Genomic DNA, 20,556 nt, shown 5'->3' with positions numbered 1-20,556 from the left:
ATAAGACTGCGGATTTTCGATGGCAGGGTGTCGATGGCCGGCGTCATGCCGCATCCGCAGTCAGCTCGCCCCGGCGAGTTTCCCACTCCCGCAGCCAGCCGGGCAATTCCGCCGCCGCCATCGGCCTGGCGACCAGGAAACCTTGCGCCACATCGCAGCCGCAGGCGCGCAACAGATGCCAGTCCTCCGACTCTTCCACGCCCTCGGCCACCGTTTTCATGCCAAGCTGGCGCGCCATGCCGAGGCTGGCTTCGAGAATCACCTGCAGGTAGGCGTTGCGGCTGGCGCCATGGACGAAGCTGCGGTCGATCTTGAGTTCGGTAAAGGGGATGTCGCGCAGCTGCGCCAGCGACGAATGGCCGGTGCCGAAATCGTCGATCGACAGGCCGATGCGTTTCAGGCGCAGGCGCGTCAGGATATCCAGCGGCGACAGCGGATCCTTCATCAGGCAGCTTTCGGTCACTTCCAGCACCAGGTGCGTGAGCGGCATGCCGGCCGCCGCCGCCGCGCGTTCGACCACATCGGGAAAGTCGAGCGCGCCGAGGTTGTCCATCGAGATGTTGACGGCCACCTGCAGCGGCAGGCCTCCCGCATGCCAGGCGCCACCCTGCCGCAAGGCGGCGCCCAGCACCATGCGCGTCAGGTCATCGATCATGCCATGGTCCTCGGCGATGCCGATGAACTGATCCGGCTCGACCAGGCCGTCGTCCGGATGCTGCCAGCGTACCAGCGTTTCGACGCCGATCAGCTCGCCGCTGGCGAAAGCCACTTTGGGCTGGTAATGGTTGATCAACTGCCCATCGTCGATCGCCTGTCGCAGCTGTTGCGGCGTATACGTCCTGGGGGTGGCGTCGGGCTTGCCGGCAACGCGCCGGGCATGACGGGCCAGCATCTCTTGCAGCGCCTGGGGCGCAACCGGTTTGTGCAGCGCCCCCAGCACATCGAGCCGGTGCGCCCTGGCCAGCCTCTCGGCGGTTTGCAAAACCCGCTCATCCTCGCCGCTGACCAGTGCCAGTCCGCCGCGATAGCCGATGTGCACCAGCTGGCGGACGAATTCGACGCCATCCATTTCCGGCATTTGCAGGTCGCAGAATATCAGGCCGAAGTGTGCGCTATTGCTTTCCAGCCAGACCAAGGCTTCCTGGGCCCGCAGGCAAGGAACGATATTGACAAAGCCGAGGTTGGCCAACTGACGGCTGAGGAGCTGGAGCGCGAAGGCGTCGTCGTCAACCAAAAGAATTTTCATGGCTTGCTCCTGCTTGCCGTGCCTGGTTCTTCAGCCAGCAAGCCGGCAAGTGCGCTGTCGGCGGCGCCCAGTGCCACGTCGAATTTCGGCATATTGCGCAGGACGGCATCCTTGTCCGCCGCTTTGCCGGCACGTTCCAGTTCGGCGCACACCGCCGCCAGCGCCAGCGCTCCCACCGATTGCGACGACGACTTGAGTTTGTGGGCAATGGCGCCGACCAGCCCGATATTGCCGGCGTCGAGCTCATGACGCAACTCCACTGCCTGCTGGCGCGCAATTGCCCGGTAATCGGCCAGCAATTCGCGCACGGCATCGTCGTCCGCGCCGACCAGGCCTTTCAACACATTCACATCGACCGCAGCCGCCTCGGGCGCGGCATTGTCCGGGGCGGCTACCGTTGCGCCAATGGTAGCCATATCGGCAGCCGGCATCCATTTCTCAAGAACGCGCTGCAGCACCTTGAGTTGCACCGGCTTGGTCAGGTAGTCGTCCATGCCGGCCGCGCGGGCAAGGCCGGTTTCGCCGCGCAGCGCATTCGCGGTCAGCGCCAGGATCGGCATATGCTGCTCGGGAGATTCCTCCGCCCGGATTGCCTTCGTCAGCTCGTAGCCATCGAGCTCCGGCATGTGCAGGTCGGTCAGCAGCAAGGCATACCTGCCGGCGCGCCATAGCTGCAGGGCCTCGACCCCGGTGCCGGCGACTTCGGCGGCATAGCCCAGCACGGCCAGCTGGCGCAGGATGACTTTCTGGTTGATGGCGTCGTCTTCGGCGACCAGGATCAGGCGACCCTGCGCCCGGGCCTCGGTGACGCCGGGTGGTGCTACCTCGGTTGCCGGCTGGTCGCCGGCTGAATAGTGCAACATTTCCAGTGCTAAGCGGCCGGCAGCCACCGCAACAGCATGCAGAAAACTGCCTCGCGGCAAGGCATCGGCATCCAGGCTGACGATGCCGGGCGCCTCAGCGCGCCCCTGCCGCCGGCTGCCGCGCGTCAGCAGCAGGTGGCGCACATCCTGGGTGGCTGCAAAGGCAGCATGCACTGCCTGCCGTGCCGCCTGCTGGTCGCTGCTGGCATCATGCACGACCACCACGGGTGGCGCAGCGCCAGCCGCCATCGCCGCCGCGGTTTCAAGACTGGCGGCGATATGCACCTGTGCGCCCTGCGGGGCCAGGTAGGCACACAGGTCGGCAGCGGCAATCTGCGGATTTTCGATCACGATACAGCTGATCCCATTCAGATCCGGCAATGCCTGCGCTGTTTGTTCCTCGGCAAGCGTGAAGGGTAATATGATTGTAAAGCTTGAACCGCTTCCCAAGGTGCTGTCAACCCTGATTTCGCCTTGCGTCAGCTCGACCAGGCGTTTGCAGATTGCCAGTCCGAGACCGCTGCCGCCGAAGCGGCGCGTGGTCGACGCTTCGGCCTGAGTGAAGGGACTGAACAGCTTGTCCACCGCTTCCGGCGCCATGCCGATGCCGTTGTCGCTGATGCGGAAGGCGATTTTCAGCGGTGCCGCCTGCAACACTTCCGCCCGTAGCCAGACGCGGCCGCGTTGTCCGGGGCGGTCGCCGGAAAACTTGATGGCGTTGCCCAGCAGGTTGTACAGCATCTGGCGCAGCCGCACATCGTCCGCCATGACGCGTTCCGGAATGGCGGGCGAAACGAACAGGTTCAGGTCGACGCCCTTGCCCGCCGCCACCGGCAGCAGCGAGGTACAAATCCCTTCGGCCAGGTCGCGGATGGAAAGCGGTGCCCGTTCCAGTTCCAGGCGGCCAGCCTCGATCTTGGAAAAATCGAGGATAGCGTCGATCAGGTTCAGCAGCACGCCCGCCGAGTCGCGGATGGTTTGCACCATTTCGCTCTGGTGTCGGGTCAATTTGCTGCGCGCCAGTACCTCGGCCATGCCGAGCACGCCATTCATGGGCGTGCGGATTTCATGGCTCATGGTGGCAAGGAAGGCGCTTTTGGCGCGCGAGGCCTCTTCCGCGTCGGCCCGTGCCTGCTGGAGCTGCGCCTCGGTTTCTTTCTGCTGGGTGATGTCGAAGGCGATTCCCAGGTAGCCGATGATGTCATCCGCGTTAGTGCGCAGCGCGGTGATCGACAGAAATACCGGCAGGCGCGAGCCATCCTTGCGCACATACGTCCATTCATCTTCGTAGACCTGGCTGCGTTTTCCCTTGGCGATGAAAACGTCGAGCCCGGGCTCGACCGTTTCGCCCAGTTCCAGGCTCAAGGCCGGTGCGCGTTCACGGATTTCCCGCTCGTCGTGAAAGCATAGGGGGTTGATCTTGCCAATGACTTCCTCGGCGCGGTAGCCCAGCATGCGTTCGGCGCCGACGTTGAAGGACTGGATGTTACCTTCGCGGTCGACCGTGATGATGGAAATGCGTGCACTGTCGAGAATCGCTTTCTGGAAAGTGGTCGTCGCCAGCAGCAAGGCTTCCTTGCGCTTGTATTCGGTGATGTCAGTCAGCTGGCCGAAGAAGCCCTGTACCTCTCCGGTCTCGTCGCGGTGGGGCACCAGGCTGGTCCGGACATCCATGCGGCTGCCGTCGGGGAGTATGCGCTGGTATTCGCCTTGCACCGTCTGTCCTGCCAGGACTTGGTCGATCCAGTGCTTGATCTTGCCGTACAAGTCTTGGCCCAGCGCTTGTTCCACCGTGGCGCCGACGATGGATTCGCTACCGTCTTTGAATAACTGCGCGTAAGCCTTGTTGTGGAATTTGAAGCGCTGGTCGCGATCGACATAGATGATCATGCCATCCACCGAATCGACCGTCAGGCGCAATATCTCGCTGCTTTCTTTTTGCTGCATTTCGGCAAGCTTGCGCGCGCGGATTTGCATGATCACGTTCAGGTACACTGCAAGCAGCATCATCAAGCCGATGGCGACCATGCTGGCCAGTGTCACCAGCGTGGTGTGGAAACGGCGCTGCGCTGCTTCACCATGCGCCGTGAAGTCGCGCAGGGTTTCGCTACCAATGTCGCTGGCCACATCGAAAAAATCCTGGCGTACCTGCATCAGTGGGGCGCCAATGTTGTCGGCGGGCCGGTTCGGCAGGGATGCATCCAGTGCCGGGTTGGGCTTGGCGAATGCGGACGCCAGTTGTTGCAGCCGGCGTTGCTGGCCGGCATCGTCTGCCAACAGCGGTTTCAGCGCGGCGATGTCGGCACCGATCCGCTTCAGGAAGAACGCGTTTTCGGCCAAATCGGCGGGATTGCCGGCGGCGGTATATTTGCGCACCGCCAGTTCGGCTCGGAGGTAGTCGTCCCGCACCTGCTGCAGGCCATTGAGGATTGCATTGATTTGATACAGTTGCTGGGAAGCTTCATGCGAGCGCGACAATGCGCCGTACAGCAACAGGCTCATCCCGATGATGATCGAGACAGTGGTCAGGAAACCAAAATGAATAATGCGTTCCATGCTGGAAAATCCGTTGTGCCGTACCAGCGCTCGCCGTGCTTGTCGTTCGCCTATTGCAAAAGAGGCAAGCACGGCCACTCCTCACCGCATGGTGCGCAAGGGACGGCCAAGTGCAATGCAATCATTCTACGAGCGTTCAAGCCTTGAACAACGGCAAGCCGAAAAACATGCACAAGAAGCCCGATTGCCAGAACGTGTGTTGGGGCTTTTTGTTTTCATTTATACCACAACTCCTGCGGCAACGGTAGCGGCCAGAAGACAAGCCGCCACGTTGTCAATTGTGCCCTGAAGTTTATCCTTGTTGGCCTGGATTTTTAATGCAGCGACTGCGGCAGCAGCAAGGGAGAACGCAGGCTGATGATCTGGCGCACATCGTCTTCATCGATCACTTCCACGCTATTCAAGCCGCTGGCGTCAACATCGACATACACTTCCTGCGGATGCGCGATCATATGGTCCAGACCTTCCATCACCACTTCGAAGATATCGCTTTTCGGATCATAGACAAGACCATACAGCGGTAGCCATTCCGCCTCGATCTGATGCCCGAGTTTGAGGGAATCAACAGCGATTTCGGCGGTTTTCCCAGCCAATTCCTTGGACATGGCGTCAAAGTAGGGACGCCAAGCTTCCTTTTGCAGTTTTGCAATGCTCATGTCAGTCTCCATGCCTGCGCTGATGCGCATATTTATCATTACTAAAGTAATTAGGCATGAAATCCTGGCCATTGTTCCTTGGCGCCGGCACAGTCACGATCGGCGTGCCGGCGTGCCGGCGTATCTGCGGGATTTGGAGGCTAAGGGCTTGAACGCTTATTGGTGCGGCCGATGGCCTTGCAGCAGTTCCAGTGCCACCCGGTGCGCTTCCGCTTCGGCCAATTGTTCCGTGGGGAAAACCACCTCGATAGTCACATGCTGCTTCGGAAAAAGATTGTTCATATGCATAGGATTGTGCGAGGGACCATACACTGCCACATACGCCCCCCAGCCTTGCTTGTCCGGCAAGTGGACTCCCTCATACTCGATCTCGAATTCATCGATCAGCTGTGACGGCATCGTCAACCCCGCTGTCTAAAATCACTTTTTGATCAAACGCGCATCGACAGTTGATATACCATGCTAGCGTGAACGTTATCGATGCTTCACCACCGCACATGGAGAACCGCCATGCCAGTTGAAGAATATACGCGCCGCGGCGGCAAGCGGCTAACTTATGTCATTGAGTATGATCAAGGCGAATACTTCATCCATCGAAATGGCATCATGAAAAAATCTTTCCCGGATGCCATAGTGACCGGCATATCGGCGAAAGAAGCCACGCCCGAATTGATGCTGAAGCTGGCCATCGGCGATATCGAAACCCTGAACGGCATGGATGAATAGGGAGGTGGCATGCATTCGACATTCCAGGCATCGGACTCCGGCCAGGCGGTGATCCAGAACGCCACCGCGATCGGCACGGAAAAACTGGTGGTGACCCTGCATCCGGAAAACGATTCCTCGGTCGATATCCAGATCCGCGAAGATGCCGGCGGCCAGGACGTGGTCTCCAGTTCGATCACCATCAACCAGGCTGGCTTGCAAAAGCTGGTGCAATGGCTGCGCGAACAGGGCGCGGTCGATTGAAAGCAAAACGGGGCGAGCATGGCTCACCCCGTTGCACTTGCCGCCGGATCGGCTTGGCAGCTTACCGGGTGACCGGCTTGTAGCGCACCCGCTTCGGCTTGGCGCCTTCTTCGCCCAGGCGCTTGACCTTGTCGGCTTCATATTCCTGGTAATTGCCGTCAAAGAAAGTCACTTGCGAATTGCCCTCGAACGCCAGGATATGGGTGGCGATGCGGTCAAGGAACCAGCGGTCATGCGAGATCACCAGCACGCTGCCGGCGAATTCCAGCAAGGCGTCTTCCAGCGCGCGCAGGGTTTCCACATCCAGATCGTTGGATGGTTCATCCAGCAGCAAGACGTTGCCGCCCATGAGTAAGGTCTTGGCCAGATGCAGGCGGCCGCGCTCGCCGCCGGAGAGGTTGCCGACGATCTTTTGCTGGTCGCCGCCCTTGAAGTTGAAGCGTCCGAGATAGGCGCGCGCCGGCATCTCGAAGCGGCCGACGGTCAGAAGATCGGCGCCGTTGGCAACGTCGTCAAACACCGTTTTCTTGTTTTCCAGTTGCTCGCGCGACTGGTCCACCAGGGAAATCTGCACGGTCGCGCCCTTCACCACTTCACCGCTGTCCGGTTGCTCGAGCCCCGCAATCATCTTGAACAGCGTCGATTTGCCGGCGCCGTTGGGGCCGATGATGCCGACGATGGCGCCAGCCGGGATCTTGAAGTTCAGGTCGTCGATCAGCAGACGGTCGCCGAATGCCTTTGACACATTCTTGAATTCGATGACTTCATTGCCCAGGCGCTCAGCCACCGGGATGAAGATTTCCTGGGTCTCGTTGCGCTTCTGGTATTCGTGTTCGGACAATTCATTGAAGCGTGCCAGACGGGCCTTGCTCTTGGCCTGACGGCCTTTCGGATTCTGCCGTACCCACTCCAGTTCCTTGGCAATGGTCTTTTGCCGTGCCGACTCGCTGGATTCTTCCTGCTTGAGGCGGGCGCCCTTTTGTTCCAGCCAGGAGCTGTAATTGCCTTTCCAGGGAATGCCGTGGCCGCGGTCGAGTTCGAGAATCCATTCGGCGGCGTTATCCAGGAAATAACGGTCATGGGTGATGCCGACCACGGTGCCGGGGAAGCGCTGCAGGAATTGCTCGAGCCAATCGACCGATTCCGCATCCAGATGGTTGGTCGGCTCGTCCAGCAGCAGCATGTCGGGTTTCGACAGCAGCAGGCGGCACAGGGCGACGCGGCGCTTTTCACCGCCGGACAAGACGCCGATCTTGGCTTCCCACGGCGGCAGGCGCAGGGCGTCGGCGGCCATTTCCAGTTGCTGGTTCAGGCTGTTGCCGTCGGAGGCGGCAATGATCGCTTCCAGGCGCCCCTGTTCTGCTGCCAGTGCGTCAAAGTCGGCATCTTCCTCGGCATAGGCGGCATACACCGCATCGAGCTTGGCTTGTGCTTCGAACACTTCGCCCAGGGCGGATTCCACCGCCTGGCGCACGGTCTGTTCGGGGTCGAGTTGCGGCTCCTGCGGCAGGTAACCGATGTTCAATCCCGGCATTGGCACGGCTTCGCCTTCGATATCCTTGTCGATGCCGGCCATGATTTTCAGCAGGGTCGATTTTCCCGAGCCGTTCAGGCCGAGCACGCCGATCTTGGCGCCGGGGAAAAACGACAGGGAAATATCCTTCAGGATATGGCGCTTGGGCGGGACGATCTTGCCCACGCGGTTCATGGTGTAGACGTAATTGGCCATGGTAAATACCGGAGTTGAATCCAAAAAAATGAAGAGTGCAAGGATACCGCATCGGGGAGCCGAAGGGTTGCCAGCGAACATGGGCACGCAGGGAAAATCCGACATTTCCAAGCATCGGGACGCTAACGCGCTTGCCGATGCTTCATGCTCCGAGCGTTTTGCCGGCGCGGCTGCGCCACAAGCCTTCCAGTGAATAGATGGCCAGGCCGCCCCAGATCAGGATAAAGCCGAGCAGGCGCGCGCCGCCGAGCGGCTCGTCATAGAGCGCCACGCCGAGCAGCAGTTGCAATGTCGGGGAGATGTATTGCAGCAAGCCTAACAGTGACATCGGAATGCGGCGCGCGCCGGTGGCGAACATCAAGAGGGGGATCGCGGTGATCGGGCCGGCCGCAGCCAGCAGCAACTGGGTCGACAGCGGCGCGCCACTGAATGCATTGGCGCCGGCGGCACTTTGCCAGCCAAGATAAAGCGCGGCGGCCGGAAACATCAGCAGGGTTTCCAGCGTCAGTCCTTCCAGCGCGCCCAGCGGTGCGGTCTTGCGCAGCAAGCCATAGATGCCGAAGGTCGCTGCCAGCAACAGGCCGATCCACGGCAGGCCGCCGCTGTGCCAGGTCAGCCAGGCCACCCCGGCCGCCGCCAGGCCGACCGCGCCCCATTGCAGCGACCGCAAGCGCTCGCCCAGCACGAGCAGGCCGAGCAGAACATTGAGCAAGGGCGTGATGAAATAGCCCAGGCTGGCATCGACCACCCGTCCGTGGTTGACCGCCCAGATATAAACAAACCAGTTCAGCGACAGCAGCAAGGCGCTGGCGACGAAACAGCCCAGCACTTTGCGGTCGCGCACGGCGCGGCCGAGCCATGCCCATTGGCGGCGCGTCATCAGCACGATGACCAGGAACAGCATTGACCAGACCGCCCGGTGCATCAGCATCTGCAGGGGCGGGACGTCCTGCACCGCCTTGAAATACAGGGGGAACAAGCCCCACACGGCATAGGCCACGGCGGCGTAAAGGAGACCGGAATTCATTAATGAGGAGGAGGAAAAGAAAAGCAGGGGTTGCAGAGAATGCGGAATGCAATTATCGCATCATGCAATGGCATCTGATATCGCTGTTTGGCAGAGCAGGCAGCCGGCCTGCCGCGCACGCCGTGCGGCGTGCGGGCGATCAGTGATGTTGCCGTCAGACCGTGCCGTTCTTGTCCAGTTCATCGGCGACGATTTCCTCGGGGTCGTTCGCCTCCATATCGCTTTCCCGGTCCAGGTGGGAGCGCATGCGCGCGGTATCGAGGTCGCCGGTCCATTTCGCCACCACCAGGGTTGCCACGCTGTTGCCGATCAGGTTGGTCAGTGCGCGCGCTTCCGACATGAAGCGGTCAATACCCAGGATCAGCGCCAATCCCGCCACCGGAACCCCACCCACCGCCGACAGCGTCGCCGCCAGCACGATGAAGCCGCTGCCGGTCACGCCCGCCGCCCCCTTCGATGTCACCAGCAAGACCGCCAGCAAGGTCAGTTGCTGGGTCAGTGTCATGGGCGTGTCGGTGGCCTGGGCCACGAACACCGCCGCCAGGGTCAGGTAGATCGAGGTGCCGTCAAGGTTGAACGAATACCCGGTCGGCACCACCAGCCCGACCACGGATTTTTTCGCGCCGAGGTTTTCCATCTTGGCCATGATGCGTGGCAGTACCGACTCCGACGAGGATGTGCCCAGCACGATGAACAATTCTTCCTTGATGTACTTGATGAGTTTCCAGACGCTGAAGCCGTGGAAGCGCGCGATGCCCCCCAGCACCACGAAGATAAACAGCAGGCAGGTCGCGTAAAAGGTCGCCATCAGCATGCCCAGAGAAACCAGGGAGCCGACGCCATATTTGCCGATGGTGAAAGCCATGGCGCCGAACGCACCGATTGGCGCCAGTTTCATGATGATGCCGACAATGCCGAACAGGATTGCGCCCATTTTCTCGATGAAATGGAACACCGTATTGTTGCGGCCGCCGAAGTGGTGCAGGGCGAAGCCGAACAGGATGGAAAACAGCAGTACTTGCAGTATATTGCCCTTGGCGAAGGCATCGACCACGCTGGAGGGAATGATGTTCAGGAAAAAATCGGTGGTGCTTTCCAGCTGGCCCGGCTCCGTGTAGGTCGCCAGGTCCTTGGTATCCAGCGACGCTGCATCGACATGCATGCCGACGCCCGGTTTTGCCAAGTTGACAATGATCAGGCCGATGACCAGGGCCAGTGAGCTCACTACCTCGAAATACAGCAAGGCCAGACCACCAGTCTTGCCGACCTTTTTCATGTCTTCCATGCCGGCGATGCCGATCACCACGGTACAAAAGATGATCGGCGCAATGATCATCTTGATCAGTTTGATGAAACCGTCGCCCAGCGGCTTCATGGCTGCGCCGGTTTCAGGATAAAAATGGCCAAGCAAAACGCCAATGACAATGGCGGTAATGACCTGGAAATAGAGGGTGCGATAAAAAGGTGTGCCGCTCATGCTGACTCCCAATGGATAAATAGGGACGGCGAAAACAGCGCAGCGTGGTACGCCGCAACTACAGAGGATGGGGGAGCAGAAACAACTGTTTTGATGCTAATGCACTGACATCGTTTGCGTTTTTGTAATCGTCGAATGGATTGGATTTCCTGGTGGAAGCCAATATTTTATCGCGTGCGATTGTGGAGTGACTATTGCGTTTTGTACGAATTGACAAAGGTTTCACAAACGATTAGATATTCCGTGGCGCGAGCCGTGCCGCACTGATGACATTAGCACAATTAGGCCGACAGGAAGTGAACGAAATCTCAGAAGAACTCGACGCTATCGTTGGAGACGCCGGAATACAGCAGGCCCGCGGCAATCAATTCTTCGTAGTGGCAGACCTGGTTGCGACCGTGCGTCTTGGCATAATACAGCGCCTGGTCGGCGTGGCCGACCAGCACCACCGGCGTTTGCGCGGAAATCTTCACGAAGCCCAGGCTGACCGTGACCTGGCCGACTTGCGGAAAGCTGTATTGCTCGACGCTGGCGCGGAAGCGTTCGAATATCCTGCGGGCATCCTCCAGCGTGGTCGAGCGCAGCAGGATCATGAATTCCTCGCCGCCGAAGCGGAAGATGCGGTCTTGCGCGCGGAACGAGGCGCGCAGCAGATTGGCTACCAGGATCAGCACTTCATCGCCATACAGGTGGCCGAAGGTATCGTTGATGCGCTTGAAATGGTCGATATCGACCATCGCCATCCAGTGCTCGCGCACTTCGTCGCTGCTGCGCCGCTCGTCGCCCTCCTGCCCGGTGCTGTCGGGCGGCGCGATATAGGCAGTCATCTTCGAGAATTTCTCGTCGAAAGTCTTGCGGTTCAGGAGGCCGGTCAGTGAATCGCGTTCGCTGTAATCGAGCAGATTCTGGAAATTGCGATACACATTCAGGATGCCGTTCATGACATCCTTCATCGCTGGCGTATACGGCGTCGCATTGACGATGTGCAGGCAAGTGCTGACTTTTTCGTTCAGCCAGACCGGTATCCACAGCACATGTTCGTTTTCGGCAGTGGTTTCCTCGATGCTTACACTGTGCTGTTCCATGCACGTCACGAGTGCCGGAAAATCACTGATCGGCTCGCCGCTCTGGTCGCCCTCGGCATGTTCTTCCATCGAAACCGCTTGGCCATCCTTGAGCCACACGCGCGGACGCACGAAGGTTTCCTCACGCACGCGGAAGATTTCGAGCACGCGCGCCTGCCTTGCGCCCACCAGATCGCTGAGCGCTGAAATAATGGAGATATCCAGCAGGTTATGGTCACGGTGTCCCGTGATTTCCACCAGATGTTTTAAAAGGTTTTCCATGCTCGGTGTCTTGGCCATTGACGCGTTCGATGTGCCGGTGACTTACATCGCCGGATCGCGCCGGGCGGGCCGGCGCGCACATTTGAGCGGCAAACAATAACCTTTCATTCTAAATGAGTTTCCATAAAATAAAGGTTTTGTTGGCTGGGAGAAATAAAACTGTAGCGCAGCTTGCACGGAATAAAAAACTTTTACATATACCTGGGTGACGCAGGCCCAACTTTCACGTTGCTATTCCATGATAAATAATTCCGGATAGAAACTAAATGCCTTTCATGCCGATATTTGTTAAATATTCTTAATTCTGAATTTCATCTTTCATCCGTCTTTGGGCAAGCGAGACGCAAGTACAGTCTGTTGGTCTGGCGATCGCCTTTTCTCGCTGCCGTCTCCGCCTGACTGGCCCGACATTTAACCATCAATGTGGAAGATAAACGACGATTAAGGAAGATTTTCACCAGGAACTGATAAACTTTCCGAAAAAACAACTACCCGTAAATAATACAAAAGGGGAGGTTCGATGTCGACCTGGCTTGCGAGAACATGAATACACCAATTAACTTCAAAAAAGTTCCTCCTGGTCCAAAAACGTCGTGGTTTGGTTTGTCGATTCTGCGCGAAATGCAAAAGGACGCATTGGGCACAGCGCGAAAGCTGCAGGAACAGTATGGCGATGCCCTGCATTTCCGGATGGCCAACCAGTCTTATTACTATTTTTTTGCGCCTGAACTGATTCGGGAACTGCTGGTGGAGCGTGCGGATGACTTCATCCGCCACGAGCGGGCAATCGAAGTCTTTTCACAGGTGTATGGCGACAATGTTTTGACAACGGAAGGGGAGACCTGGAAACGGCAACGCCGGATCCTGATGCCCGGCTTTGTGCCCAAAAGACTTGCCGGCTATCTGGACTTGATGGTCGACGCAACGACAGACGCTTTACATGCAGGCCTTCCCCAGGCAGAAGGAAAAAATCATGTGATCGATGTGGATGCTTTCACCACCGTCCTGACCATGGAGGTGATTCTGCGGGTGCTGTTCAGCCACAAGACCAGCCAGGAAGAATCACAGCAAGCCTTCCAGGCGACGCGTACACTCGAGCATCAGGGCATGCGGGAACTCTTCTGGCCCAAAACGCCGCCAGACTGGATGCCATATCCGGGCAGGAAGCAGAAGCTGCACGCCAAGGCCGCGCTGGAAAACCTGATCCATAGCCAGGTCCAGATGCGCCGTGCCGCGGTCAATGAACATGCGGACAAGACGGATTATCTTGCCATGCTCCTTTCCGCCCATGACGACGAGGCGAAAACGCCCTCATCCGCCAGGCTGACGGATGACGAAATCGGCGCCAACTGCATGGTTATTTTTGCGGCGGGGCACGATACCACGGCAACCGTGATGACCTGGTGGATCGGCCTCATGGCCCAGCACCCGCACTACGCCGGCCAGGCCAGACAAGAAATTGCAGAAGTGATCGGCGACAGGACGCCGACGACTGAAGAGCTGACGCGCCTTAAATGGGTCAACGCCACGATCAAGGAAGCCATGCGGCTCTATCCTCCAACGCCGAATCTGTTCTTCCGGCGCGCGATCCGTGATGTCCAGATTGGCGGATGGCATGTACCTAAAGGCGCTTCTGTCAATTTGCCCGTATGGCATGTCCAGCATGACGGGCGCTGGTTTGCCGATCCTGAGCAGTTCCGGCCGGAGCGGTTCATGCCGAATGCGCCGGAGATACCGCGTGGCGCCTACATCCCGTTCGGGCACGGCCCGCGCGTTTGCATCGGCCAGCATCTCGCCTTGATTGAGATGGCGTTGATCGCTTCTTTACTGCTCAGGGAATTTGATCTGGCCCTGCTTGAAGGACAAAGTCTGCCGAAGCCAAAAATCGACATGGTCTTGAAGCCGGAGAAAACCTTGATGGTCAATTTCACCAGGCGTTCTCAAGTAGCAATGAAAGAGGCCGTTGCCAACCGGGCTTAAATACCCGGCACCCAGTCCACTCGCTCCACTGACATGAGATTTATCCAGCTTCCAAGCACCGTGGCGCGCACAAGGCAGCAATTCTAGCGCGCGTTCGTTCTAATTGTTGCCCGTGGCAAGTTCCTCAATTATTTGCTGGGTAGATGCCCGCCTTCACCGTCCCACTTGGCGACTTCATTCGGATCCACTTCGAATCCCGGCGGCCGGTAAATGGCGGTTTTTTTCACTGCCTCATCAATTTCCGCCGGCGTCAGCAGCACAGTCGTCTTGCAGATCGCCGCGCCCGTGGCATTGACCCGTAGCGCCAACCCCGAGGCGGTGGCATTGTCCGGCAGTTCGCCGATGATGAAGACGTCGGTGTCGCCAAAGGCGTAATAAAAAGCTTCCACCGTGCCGTCCATCGATTTGAACAGCGCATCGACGGCCGCGCGGCGCTTGCTGCCACCTTCCTTGAGCAGACCGCTAATACCGTCACCAACGTAATTGGCTTGAATCAGGTATTTGGGCATGTGAACCTCCTTCCGGATCCTTGAGCGTAACCATTACTTTTTCAGTATATGTCGCCAGTGGCGTAGGGAAAGGCGTAAGTAAGGAAAGTTTGTAAATACCGTCAAATACCGTCTTATGGCCGTCTGATCAATAAACACGGGCAATAAAAAAGCGGATCTTGCGATCCGCTTTTCTGCTTGCACCCGGAAATCCGGGGCAATATGCGCCTGTCTTTACGGGCAGGTGTTGTCGATGACGTAGTAGTTGGTACCGGTCTGGCGCAACTTGGACTTGTAGAAAGTATTGTTCAAGCCCATGTTCTGGTTCGAACCATTGGCCTTCGCATACCCGGCACTGTTGTAGGCGCGGCCGGCAGTCACGTGAGCATAATTGCTGGTGTTAAAGCATGCGCCGGCAATGGTGGTCGTGGTGGTGGTGGTCGTGGTGGCGCCGGAGCTTGAGGTGTTGGTGCTCGATGTGCTGGTGTTGGAGGTGCTCGAGGTGCTGGATGTCGTGGTTGTCGTGCCGGTATCGCCGCCGATGATGCCGAAGAACTGGCCGATGTAGTAGCTCGAGCAGATGTTTACATCCAGGATGTAAGCGCCGGCTGTGCCGCACTGGCTGGCGCCGGTGCCTGGGTCGACTGGTGTGCCATGGCCCATGTTGGTGATGCTGTATGTTTCCACAATGGCATTGCCGCTGGCATCTTTATAGACCTTGTGCGGAAAGCCCGCGACGCTCTCGCTCACTTCTGCGGTTTGGTCGATGCCGTGGTAATTGGTCCACTGCTGCATCGTCTCATCCATGTTCATCGGCTTGACCGTCGAATCGGTAGAGCCTTGCCAGATCGAGACGCGGGGCTTGCGGCCGGTATAGCCGCTATAGCCGCTGCGGGCCAGGTCACCCCAGGCGGCCGGGGTCTTGTCGGTGCCCGGGCTCATGCAGCTGAAGGCCGCCGTCATGGAAGTGGCGCACTTGTAGGGGCCACCGGCGATCGGGGCGGCGCCGGCGAAGACGTCCGGATAGGCTGCGGCCAACACATTCACCATGTAGGCGCCTGCGGACAGGCCGGTGACGAAGACCCTGCTAGGGTCGATCGAGTGGTCGGCAGCCATCTTGTCGACCATTTGCTTGATCGACAGGGTTTCGCCCTGGCCGCGGACGATGTCGCCTGGTTCGAACCAGTTGAAACATTTGTTCTGGTTGTTGGCGCTTTGTTGCTCCGGGTACACTACGTAGAACTTGTGCTGGTTCGCCAGGGCAGTCCAGCCGCTCGCCTCGTAGGCTGCCGCTGTTTGGGTGCAGCCGTGCAGGGCGACCACCAGCGGGGCGTTCGCCGGCATGGCGGACGGCACATGCTTGTACATTTTCAGGGCGCCGGGGTTGGAGCCGAAGCTGGTGACTGCGGTCGCCGCGAAGGCGGAAGATGCACTCAGCGCCAGCAGGGTTGCGCCTGCGGCAAACAGGCCTTTTTTCAGGAATGATGAAAAAGGGGAGGAATTTTGAGTCGACTGTTCCATGGTGAATGTCTCCGAATTTTTTTGTGATTTTAATTAAGTAGCAACATTTTTTTAAATATTGCGATCTATTCGGTGCGATAGCTTAGGCAACATTTATGGACAAAATGGTGCCATAACAAAACGCGTTTGAGTCGAAATCACGACTGGCATATTGGCCAGTCATTTGTGTCTTCCATGTAAAAAACATGCAGTGCCGGCCCAGGAGTACCGAATATATGGGGTCAGAGTGAATTGATTTTCCCTGTCGTCGTTGATGCTGCAGGCGATTTATACATGATGGCTTTTGCCTGCCAGCAGGCCGCCCGATGCGCAGATACGGCCTTTCCTGGTTGAACGAAACCCGCCACAATGAATCTGATGCATTGCTTACCTGAGGCTTACCTGAGGCTTACTTGAGAGGGCATGACCAATGAAAAGATTGTTCCTGATCTTATGGCGCACCAGCAGGGTGGATTTGCGTCTTGCCTGGTTTGCACTGCGCCACCCGGCACGTCCGGTCTGGCTCTTGCCAGCCTTGGGCTTGCTGGGACTGTATGCGCTGTCACCATTCAGTTATGCCGTGCCGCTGCTGGGCGTGGTCGACGACCTCGTGGTGGTGCCGCTGGCCCTGCATGCATTGCTCAAGCTCTTGCCTGAACCAATACGCGCGAGTGGCAGCCGGCGTGTTCCTTTATAAAGCCAATTACTCGGCGAACAGGTCCGGTCCGAAAACTTCGTAGTGGATGTGCGGCTCATCGATTTTCTTGTTCATGAGCGCGTCGTGCTGCATGCGCATGAACGGCATCGGGCCGCAAATGTAATAATCCGCATCCTGCAGCAGGATGGCATCGGCAATCCGCGCGATATCGACCAGTCCGGTGAAATCGTAATCTTTCCCTTGCTGGTCGGCGGGTAGCGGATCGCTGTAAAAAGTGAACAGCTTGAAGTTCGGATACTGTTGCGCGGCTTGCCACAAGCGATCCTTCATGGCATGCACCGCGCTGTTGCGGGCGCCATGCACGAACGCCACTTCCCGCGCCGGATTCTGCAATGCCTTCTTGAGCATGCTGATCATGGGCGTCAAACCCACGCCGCCGCTGATCAGCACCAGGGGCGTACTGGCATTGACATCGATATAGAAATTGCCGAACGGCGGTGCCAGCTTGACCGTGTCGCCTTCCTTGATGTGGTCGTGCAGCAGGGACGAGACATAACCAGGATGAAAGCCGGCGTCGCCCGCTTCGCGCTTGACCGAGATGCGATAGCTTTTGCCATTGGGCGCATCCGACAGGCTGTACTGGCGGATTTGCCGCAAGCCGAGCTCCGGCACCTGGATCGCCAGGCCGATATATTGTCCCGGTTCAAAATCCGCCACCGGGCCGCCGTCCTTTGGTTCCAGAATGAAGGAGGTGATGACATCGCTTTCCGGCTGCTTTGCACGCACCACGAACTCGCGCCAGCCACTCCAGCCGCCGGTTTTCCCGGCGCGATCCTCAGTCAATTCGCTTTCCATGCCCATCAGGATATCCGCCAGATTTCCATAGGCTTGCGCCCATGCGGAAATGATGTCATCGGTGGCGGCATCGCCCAGCACTTCCTTGATCGAGGCAAGCAAATGCTCGCCGACAATCGGGTATTGCTCTGGCCGCACGCCCAGGCTCGCATGCTTGTTCGCAATGCCTTTCAATACCGCCGCCAGGCTTGCCGGATTTTCGATATTCGCGGCATAGGCGTAGACCGCGCGCGCCAGTGCCTGCTGCTGTTCGCCGCGTTCCTGGTGGCTGAGGTTGAAAATATTTTTCAGCTCGGGATGGGCAGCAAACATGCGCTTGTAGAAATGTCCGATGATCGCCTGCCCATGCTCGGCGAGGACGGGCGCGGTGGACTTGACGATGTCCTTGGTTTTCTGGGTCAGCATGGTGCTTCCTCCTGGCACATTGGGAACCACAATCCAAAAAATCATTCTAGACAATGGCGGCACGAGCGCCAGTCAAAATTTTTTGGGTGGCTTGTGTTTGCGCCAGTTCATGCATGATTGCCCGTTCCAATGGATATTCTTTCTGAAGGAGAACTTCATGGCTTACGTCGATGGTTTTGTTTTACCACTCCCCAAAAAAAATCTGGAGGCCTATCGTGAGATCGCGCAAAAAGCCGGCACGATCTGGCGCGAACATGGCGCGTTGCAATTTCGCGAATGTATTGCGGAGGACGTGAAGCCTGGCAAGCTCACCTCGTTTCCGCAAAGCGTGGATCTCAAGGAAGATGAGACCGTGGTGTTTTCCTGGATCGTCTATGCATCGCGCGCGGCGCGCGACGAAATCAACGACAAAGTAATGAAGGACCCGCGCATGGCTGACATGATGAAGCCGGAAGCCATGCCCTTCGATGGCAAGCGCATGATCTATGGTGGGTTCGAGGTGCTGGTGGATCTGTAAACTTGCTATTCCTGCGGTGGGTAGTCACGCAGGCTAATTTCATTTTGCAAATGCAACCGAACGAGGTCGGCGCTATTCGCGGCGCCCATCTTGTTCATGATGCGTGCCTTGTGCACTTCCGCGGTGCGTATACTGATTGCCAAAGCGTTAGCAATGTCCCTGTTGTGGCGACCAGCAACCACGAGCAGCAGCACTTCACGTTCGCGCGGTGTCAGCGTGGCATAGACTTGCGCATAGGCAGCGCCTGCACGACGTTTTTCATCAGCGCGTGCATGCTGCGAAAACGCCTCGTCAATTGCCTTGACCAATTGCGCTTCCTGTAACGGTTTTTCCAGAAAGTCGACTGCATGTGCGCGAAAGGCTTCGCGCGCGGAATCGACATCGCCATGGCCGGTAATGATGATCACTGGCAGCTGCGTCATCTTTTCACGCAAGATTTTTTGCAAGGCAAGGCCGTCAATGCCCGGCATGCGGATATCCAGTAACAGGCAACCGCGCATGTCATCGGACCAGGCATTTAAAAATGCCATGCTATCCGCAAAAAACGCCGTGCTGTAGCCATGCAGGCTCAGCAACAGGCCGAGTGCGTCGCGCACAGCGGCATCATCATCGACGATATATACGGTGTTATTGTTGCTGTTCATTGGAGTGATCAGTGCCAGTAGGGTTTGCAGGAAGCGTGATTTTCAACACGCCATGGGGGCTAGGCTCGATGGACAACGTGCCCCCATGCGTTTCGATGATGGAACGGCTGATCGCCAGTCCCAGCCCCATGCCGCTGGATTTCAGTGAGATGAAGGGTTCAAATAACCTTGCGCGAATCTTGTTCGCAATGCCCGGGCCATTATCCGCAATTCGGATCCAGATCCATGATCCATCCGTGCCGGCATCGATCGTGACTTTCCGTTCCTGATTATCCACCTGTTGCGTAACCGCCTGAAAGGCATTGGCAAGCAAATTTCTCAAGACGATTTCAAGCTGGATGCGATCGCCCAACAGCGTCGCCGCGGGCACATTGCAAATCACAAATTCAATTTTCTCGCTACGCGCTTGCTCCTGGAAGGGCGGGGTTGCCGCGTCAATCAACTCTGCCAGTTGCAGTTCCTCCAGGCGCGTTGATCCGGTGCGAAAAAAATCACGAAGACGCTTGAGCACATTGGCGGCCCGGTCCGACTCCGTCACCATGGCATTCACGGTTTTTTGCAATAGCGGGTTGCCCCCGTCACGCTCGATCAGTCGAGCGCAGGCGCTGCCATACGCGGCCAATGCCGTTAAAGGCTGGTTAAGCTCGTGGGCCAGGGCGCCTGCCATCTCGCCGGCAGCAGCAAGCCGTAACGACTGCCGCAATTCGTTGCTGGCACGTTGGGCGACATCGACCGCAATACCAATCAGAAAACCTGATAAGGTCAGCGTCAACACAAGCACCTGTACGTCGGGAACTTTCGCTGCATAAGCATTGGGCAGATAGGTCGCGGCCATGACGCAAACTTCCAGCGCTGCGGTGGCTGCCACTGCCCCCGCCATGCCCTGCCGCGCTGCCGCCCATGCCAGGGGAAAGAACAGCAGATAGTAGGCCATCGATTCCTTGGGCGGCTGATTCATTGACGTCCACAGTATCAACACGATGAGCGCCATGTAAGCTGCCGTTTCCCAATTCACCACTTTGGCGAACAAGTTGAATCGAGATTCGTAATCCGACAGGCAATAGGCTATCGACATGAATGTCACCATTCCCGCAATTTCGGCGACGCCATACCGGATAAGCGTATCAAACCAGGCATCGGACCCAACTACGCCGGTGCCCAACACCACACTTGCATACAGCATGCCGCTGAAAATGCTGGCGGGCGTCGCGGCGGCAAGCCACAAAATTAATCCCTTGTGGCTTGCCAGGAAAATCCCCTGGTCCAGGTGTCGTCGCATAAACAGCGCGATGGCGAAATAGCCAGGCAGCGGAAGAACGCCGATAAAAACCGACCATTCAAGCGCATCAGGTAACACCGGCACCACCCACGACGAGAGGGTGGCTGCAGCCGCCAGGGGAAGCAAGCCGCGCCAGCCACTGCGCAATAATATGAATACCGCCAGGCCCGCAGCAGGATGCCAGATCGGATTGATCGGCTGGTACCGCATGGGCGGTCCGCACAGGATATCGAGCGCGACATAAGCGCCGGCGCTACCAATGACCCACCAAAAATAACGCAGAGAATGCAATTCAGGCATGGTTGCTCAACGCGTCCAAAAATTGATGATGATACCGAAGATGGGACATTCGCTCAGCGCT

19 protein-coding genes are annotated in these 20,556 nt (G+C 58.1%); 6 read left to right on the top strand and 13 right to left on the bottom strand.

Annotated features, from left to right (window positions below; translation table 11 throughout):
- Positions 1 to 43: 43 nt before the first annotated feature.
- Both D3878_RS13465 and D3878_RS13460 read right to left on the bottom strand, forming a co-directional pair.
- A complete protein-coding gene (locus tag D3878_RS13465) occupies positions 44 to 1,246 on the bottom strand; it encodes an EAL domain-containing response regulator (RefSeq protein ID WP_119785961.1) in 1,203 nt (400 codons plus the stop codon).
- Positions 1,243 to 4,665 (bottom strand): PAS domain S-box protein, encoded by a 3,423-nt coding sequence (locus tag D3878_RS13460; RefSeq protein WP_119785960.1) that lies wholly within the window; start codon positions 4,663 to 4,665, stop codon positions 1,243 to 1,245. The genes D3878_RS13465 and D3878_RS13460 overlap by 4 nt, the downstream gene beginning before the upstream one ends.
- Between D3878_RS13460 and D3878_RS23510 the strand changes: the two genes are divergently transcribed.
- Complete coding sequence (locus tag D3878_RS23510) at positions 4,655 to 4,954, top strand: hypothetical protein (protein ID WP_147383950.1); 300 nt, start codon at positions 4,655 to 4,657, stop codon at positions 4,952 to 4,954. The genes D3878_RS13460 and D3878_RS23510 overlap by 11 nt on opposite strands.
- 25 nt (positions 4,955 to 4,979) lie before the next feature.
- On the opposite strand, the gene D3878_RS13455 is transcribed toward D3878_RS23510, so the two are convergent.
- Positions 4,980 to 5,321 (bottom strand): DUF5335 domain-containing protein, encoded by a 342-nt coding sequence (locus D3878_RS13455; protein ID WP_233556327.1) that lies wholly within the window; start codon positions 5,319 to 5,321, stop codon positions 4,980 to 4,982.
- A gap of 156 nt (positions 5,322 to 5,477) precedes the next feature.
- Positions 5,478 to 5,720, bottom strand: a complete 243-nt coding sequence (locus D3878_RS13450; protein ID WP_119785959.1) for a hypothetical protein — start codon at positions 5,718 to 5,720, stop codon at positions 5,478 to 5,480.
- 111 nt (positions 5,721 to 5,831) lie between these two features.
- Here D3878_RS13450 and D3878_RS13445 point away from each other — a divergent pair, with 111 nt between their 5' ends.
- Entirely contained in the window at positions 5,832 to 6,047 is a 216-nt protein-coding gene (locus D3878_RS13445) for a hypothetical protein (protein ID WP_119785958.1), read from the top strand.
- A 9-nt stretch (positions 6,048 to 6,056) separates the two neighbouring features.
- On the top strand, positions 6,057 to 6,290 hold the full coding sequence (locus tag D3878_RS13440; protein WP_119785957.1) for a hypothetical protein: 234 nt from the start codon (positions 6,057 to 6,059) through the stop codon (positions 6,288 to 6,290).
- Between the two features lie 61 nt (positions 6,291 to 6,351).
- On the opposite strand, the gene ettA is transcribed toward D3878_RS13440, so the two are convergent.
- The 4 genes from ettA to D3878_RS13420 all read right to left on the bottom strand — a co-directional run bounded on the left by ettA (position 6,352) and on the right by D3878_RS13420 (position 11,869).
- Positions 6,352 to 8,019: an energy-dependent translational throttle protein EttA gene (gene ettA, locus D3878_RS13435; RefSeq protein WP_119787886.1), complete on the bottom strand. Its 1,668-nt coding sequence runs from the start codon at positions 8,017 to 8,019 to the stop codon at positions 6,352 to 6,354.
- Positions 8,020 to 8,161: 142 nt separating this feature from the next.
- Positions 8,162 to 9,046, bottom strand: a complete 885-nt coding sequence (gene rarD, locus D3878_RS13430; protein ID WP_119785956.1) for an EamA family transporter RarD — start codon at positions 9,044 to 9,046, stop codon at positions 8,162 to 8,164.
- A 154-nt stretch (positions 9,047 to 9,200) separates the two neighbouring features.
- Positions 9,201 to 10,523 carry a dicarboxylate/amino acid:cation symporter gene (locus D3878_RS13425; protein WP_119785955.1) on the bottom strand — a complete coding sequence of 441 codons (1,323 nt, stop codon included), beginning with the start codon at positions 10,521 to 10,523 and terminating at the stop codon, positions 9,201 to 9,203.
- Positions 10,524 to 10,831: 308 nt separating this feature from the next.
- Positions 10,832 to 11,869 (bottom strand): GGDEF domain-containing protein, encoded by a 1,038-nt coding sequence (locus D3878_RS13420; protein ID WP_119787885.1) that lies wholly within the window; start codon positions 11,867 to 11,869, stop codon positions 10,832 to 10,834.
- A gap of 543 nt (positions 11,870 to 12,412) precedes the next feature.
- Here D3878_RS13420 and D3878_RS13415 point away from each other — a divergent pair.
- Entirely contained in the window at positions 12,413 to 13,849 is a 1,437-nt protein-coding gene (locus tag D3878_RS13415) for a cytochrome P450 (RefSeq protein ID WP_119785954.1), read from the top strand.
- A 128-nt stretch (positions 13,850 to 13,977) separates the two neighbouring features.
- Here D3878_RS13415 and D3878_RS13410 read toward each other — a convergent pair whose 3' ends face one another.
- Together D3878_RS13410 and D3878_RS13405 are read right to left on the bottom strand one after the other, a co-directional pair.
- Entirely contained in the window at positions 13,978 to 14,358 is a 381-nt protein-coding gene (locus tag D3878_RS13410; RefSeq protein WP_119785953.1) for a GYD domain-containing protein, read from the bottom strand.
- Between the two features lie 213 nt (positions 14,359 to 14,571).
- Entirely contained in the window at positions 14,572 to 15,858 is a 1,287-nt protein-coding gene (locus D3878_RS13405) for an extracellular catalytic domain type 1 short-chain-length polyhydroxyalkanoate depolymerase (RefSeq protein WP_119785952.1), read from the bottom strand.
- Positions 15,859 to 16,267: 409 nt separating this feature from the next.
- Here D3878_RS13405 and D3878_RS13400 point away from each other — a divergent pair, with 409 nt between their 5' ends.
- Positions 16,268 to 16,534, top strand: coding sequence for a hypothetical protein (locus tag D3878_RS13400; protein WP_119785951.1), 267 nt, complete (start codon positions 16,268 to 16,270; stop codon positions 16,532 to 16,534).
- 6 nt (positions 16,535 to 16,540) lie between these two features.
- On the opposite strand, the gene hmpA is transcribed toward D3878_RS13400, so the two are convergent.
- Positions 16,541 to 17,755 carry an NO-inducible flavohemoprotein gene (gene hmpA, locus D3878_RS13395; protein WP_119785950.1) on the bottom strand — a complete coding sequence of 405 codons (1,215 nt, stop codon included), beginning with the start codon at positions 17,753 to 17,755 and terminating at the stop codon, positions 16,541 to 16,543.
- Positions 17,756 to 17,912: 157 nt separating this feature from the next.
- On the opposite strand from hmpA, the gene D3878_RS13390 reads away from it, so the two are divergent.
- Positions 17,913 to 18,272, top strand: coding sequence for a DUF1428 domain-containing protein (locus tag D3878_RS13390; protein ID WP_119785949.1), 360 nt, complete (start codon positions 17,913 to 17,915; stop codon positions 18,270 to 18,272).
- Between the two features lie 5 nt (positions 18,273 to 18,277).
- Here D3878_RS13390 and D3878_RS13385 read toward each other — a convergent pair whose 3' ends face one another.
- Positions 18,278 to 18,916 carry a response regulator transcription factor gene (locus tag D3878_RS13385; protein ID WP_119785948.1) on the bottom strand — a complete coding sequence of 213 codons (639 nt, stop codon included), beginning with the start codon at positions 18,914 to 18,916 and terminating at the stop codon, positions 18,278 to 18,280.
- Entirely contained in the window at positions 18,900 to 20,495 is a 1,596-nt protein-coding gene (locus D3878_RS13380) for an ATP-binding protein (RefSeq protein ID WP_119785947.1), read from the bottom strand. Before D3878_RS13380 ends, D3878_RS13385 begins: the two co-directional genes overlap by 17 nt.
- Between the last annotated feature and the right edge of the window lie 61 nt (positions 20,496 to 20,556).

Origin of the sequence: Noviherbaspirillum sedimenti, from assembly GCF_003590835.1 — a bacterium.
GTDB classification, from domain to species: Bacteria; Pseudomonadota; Gammaproteobacteria; order Burkholderiales; family Burkholderiaceae_D; genus Paucimonas; species Paucimonas sedimenti.
The sequence above is the reverse complement of the archived record's forward strand: the minus strand, read 5'-3'. Positions and strand labels throughout refer to the sequence as shown.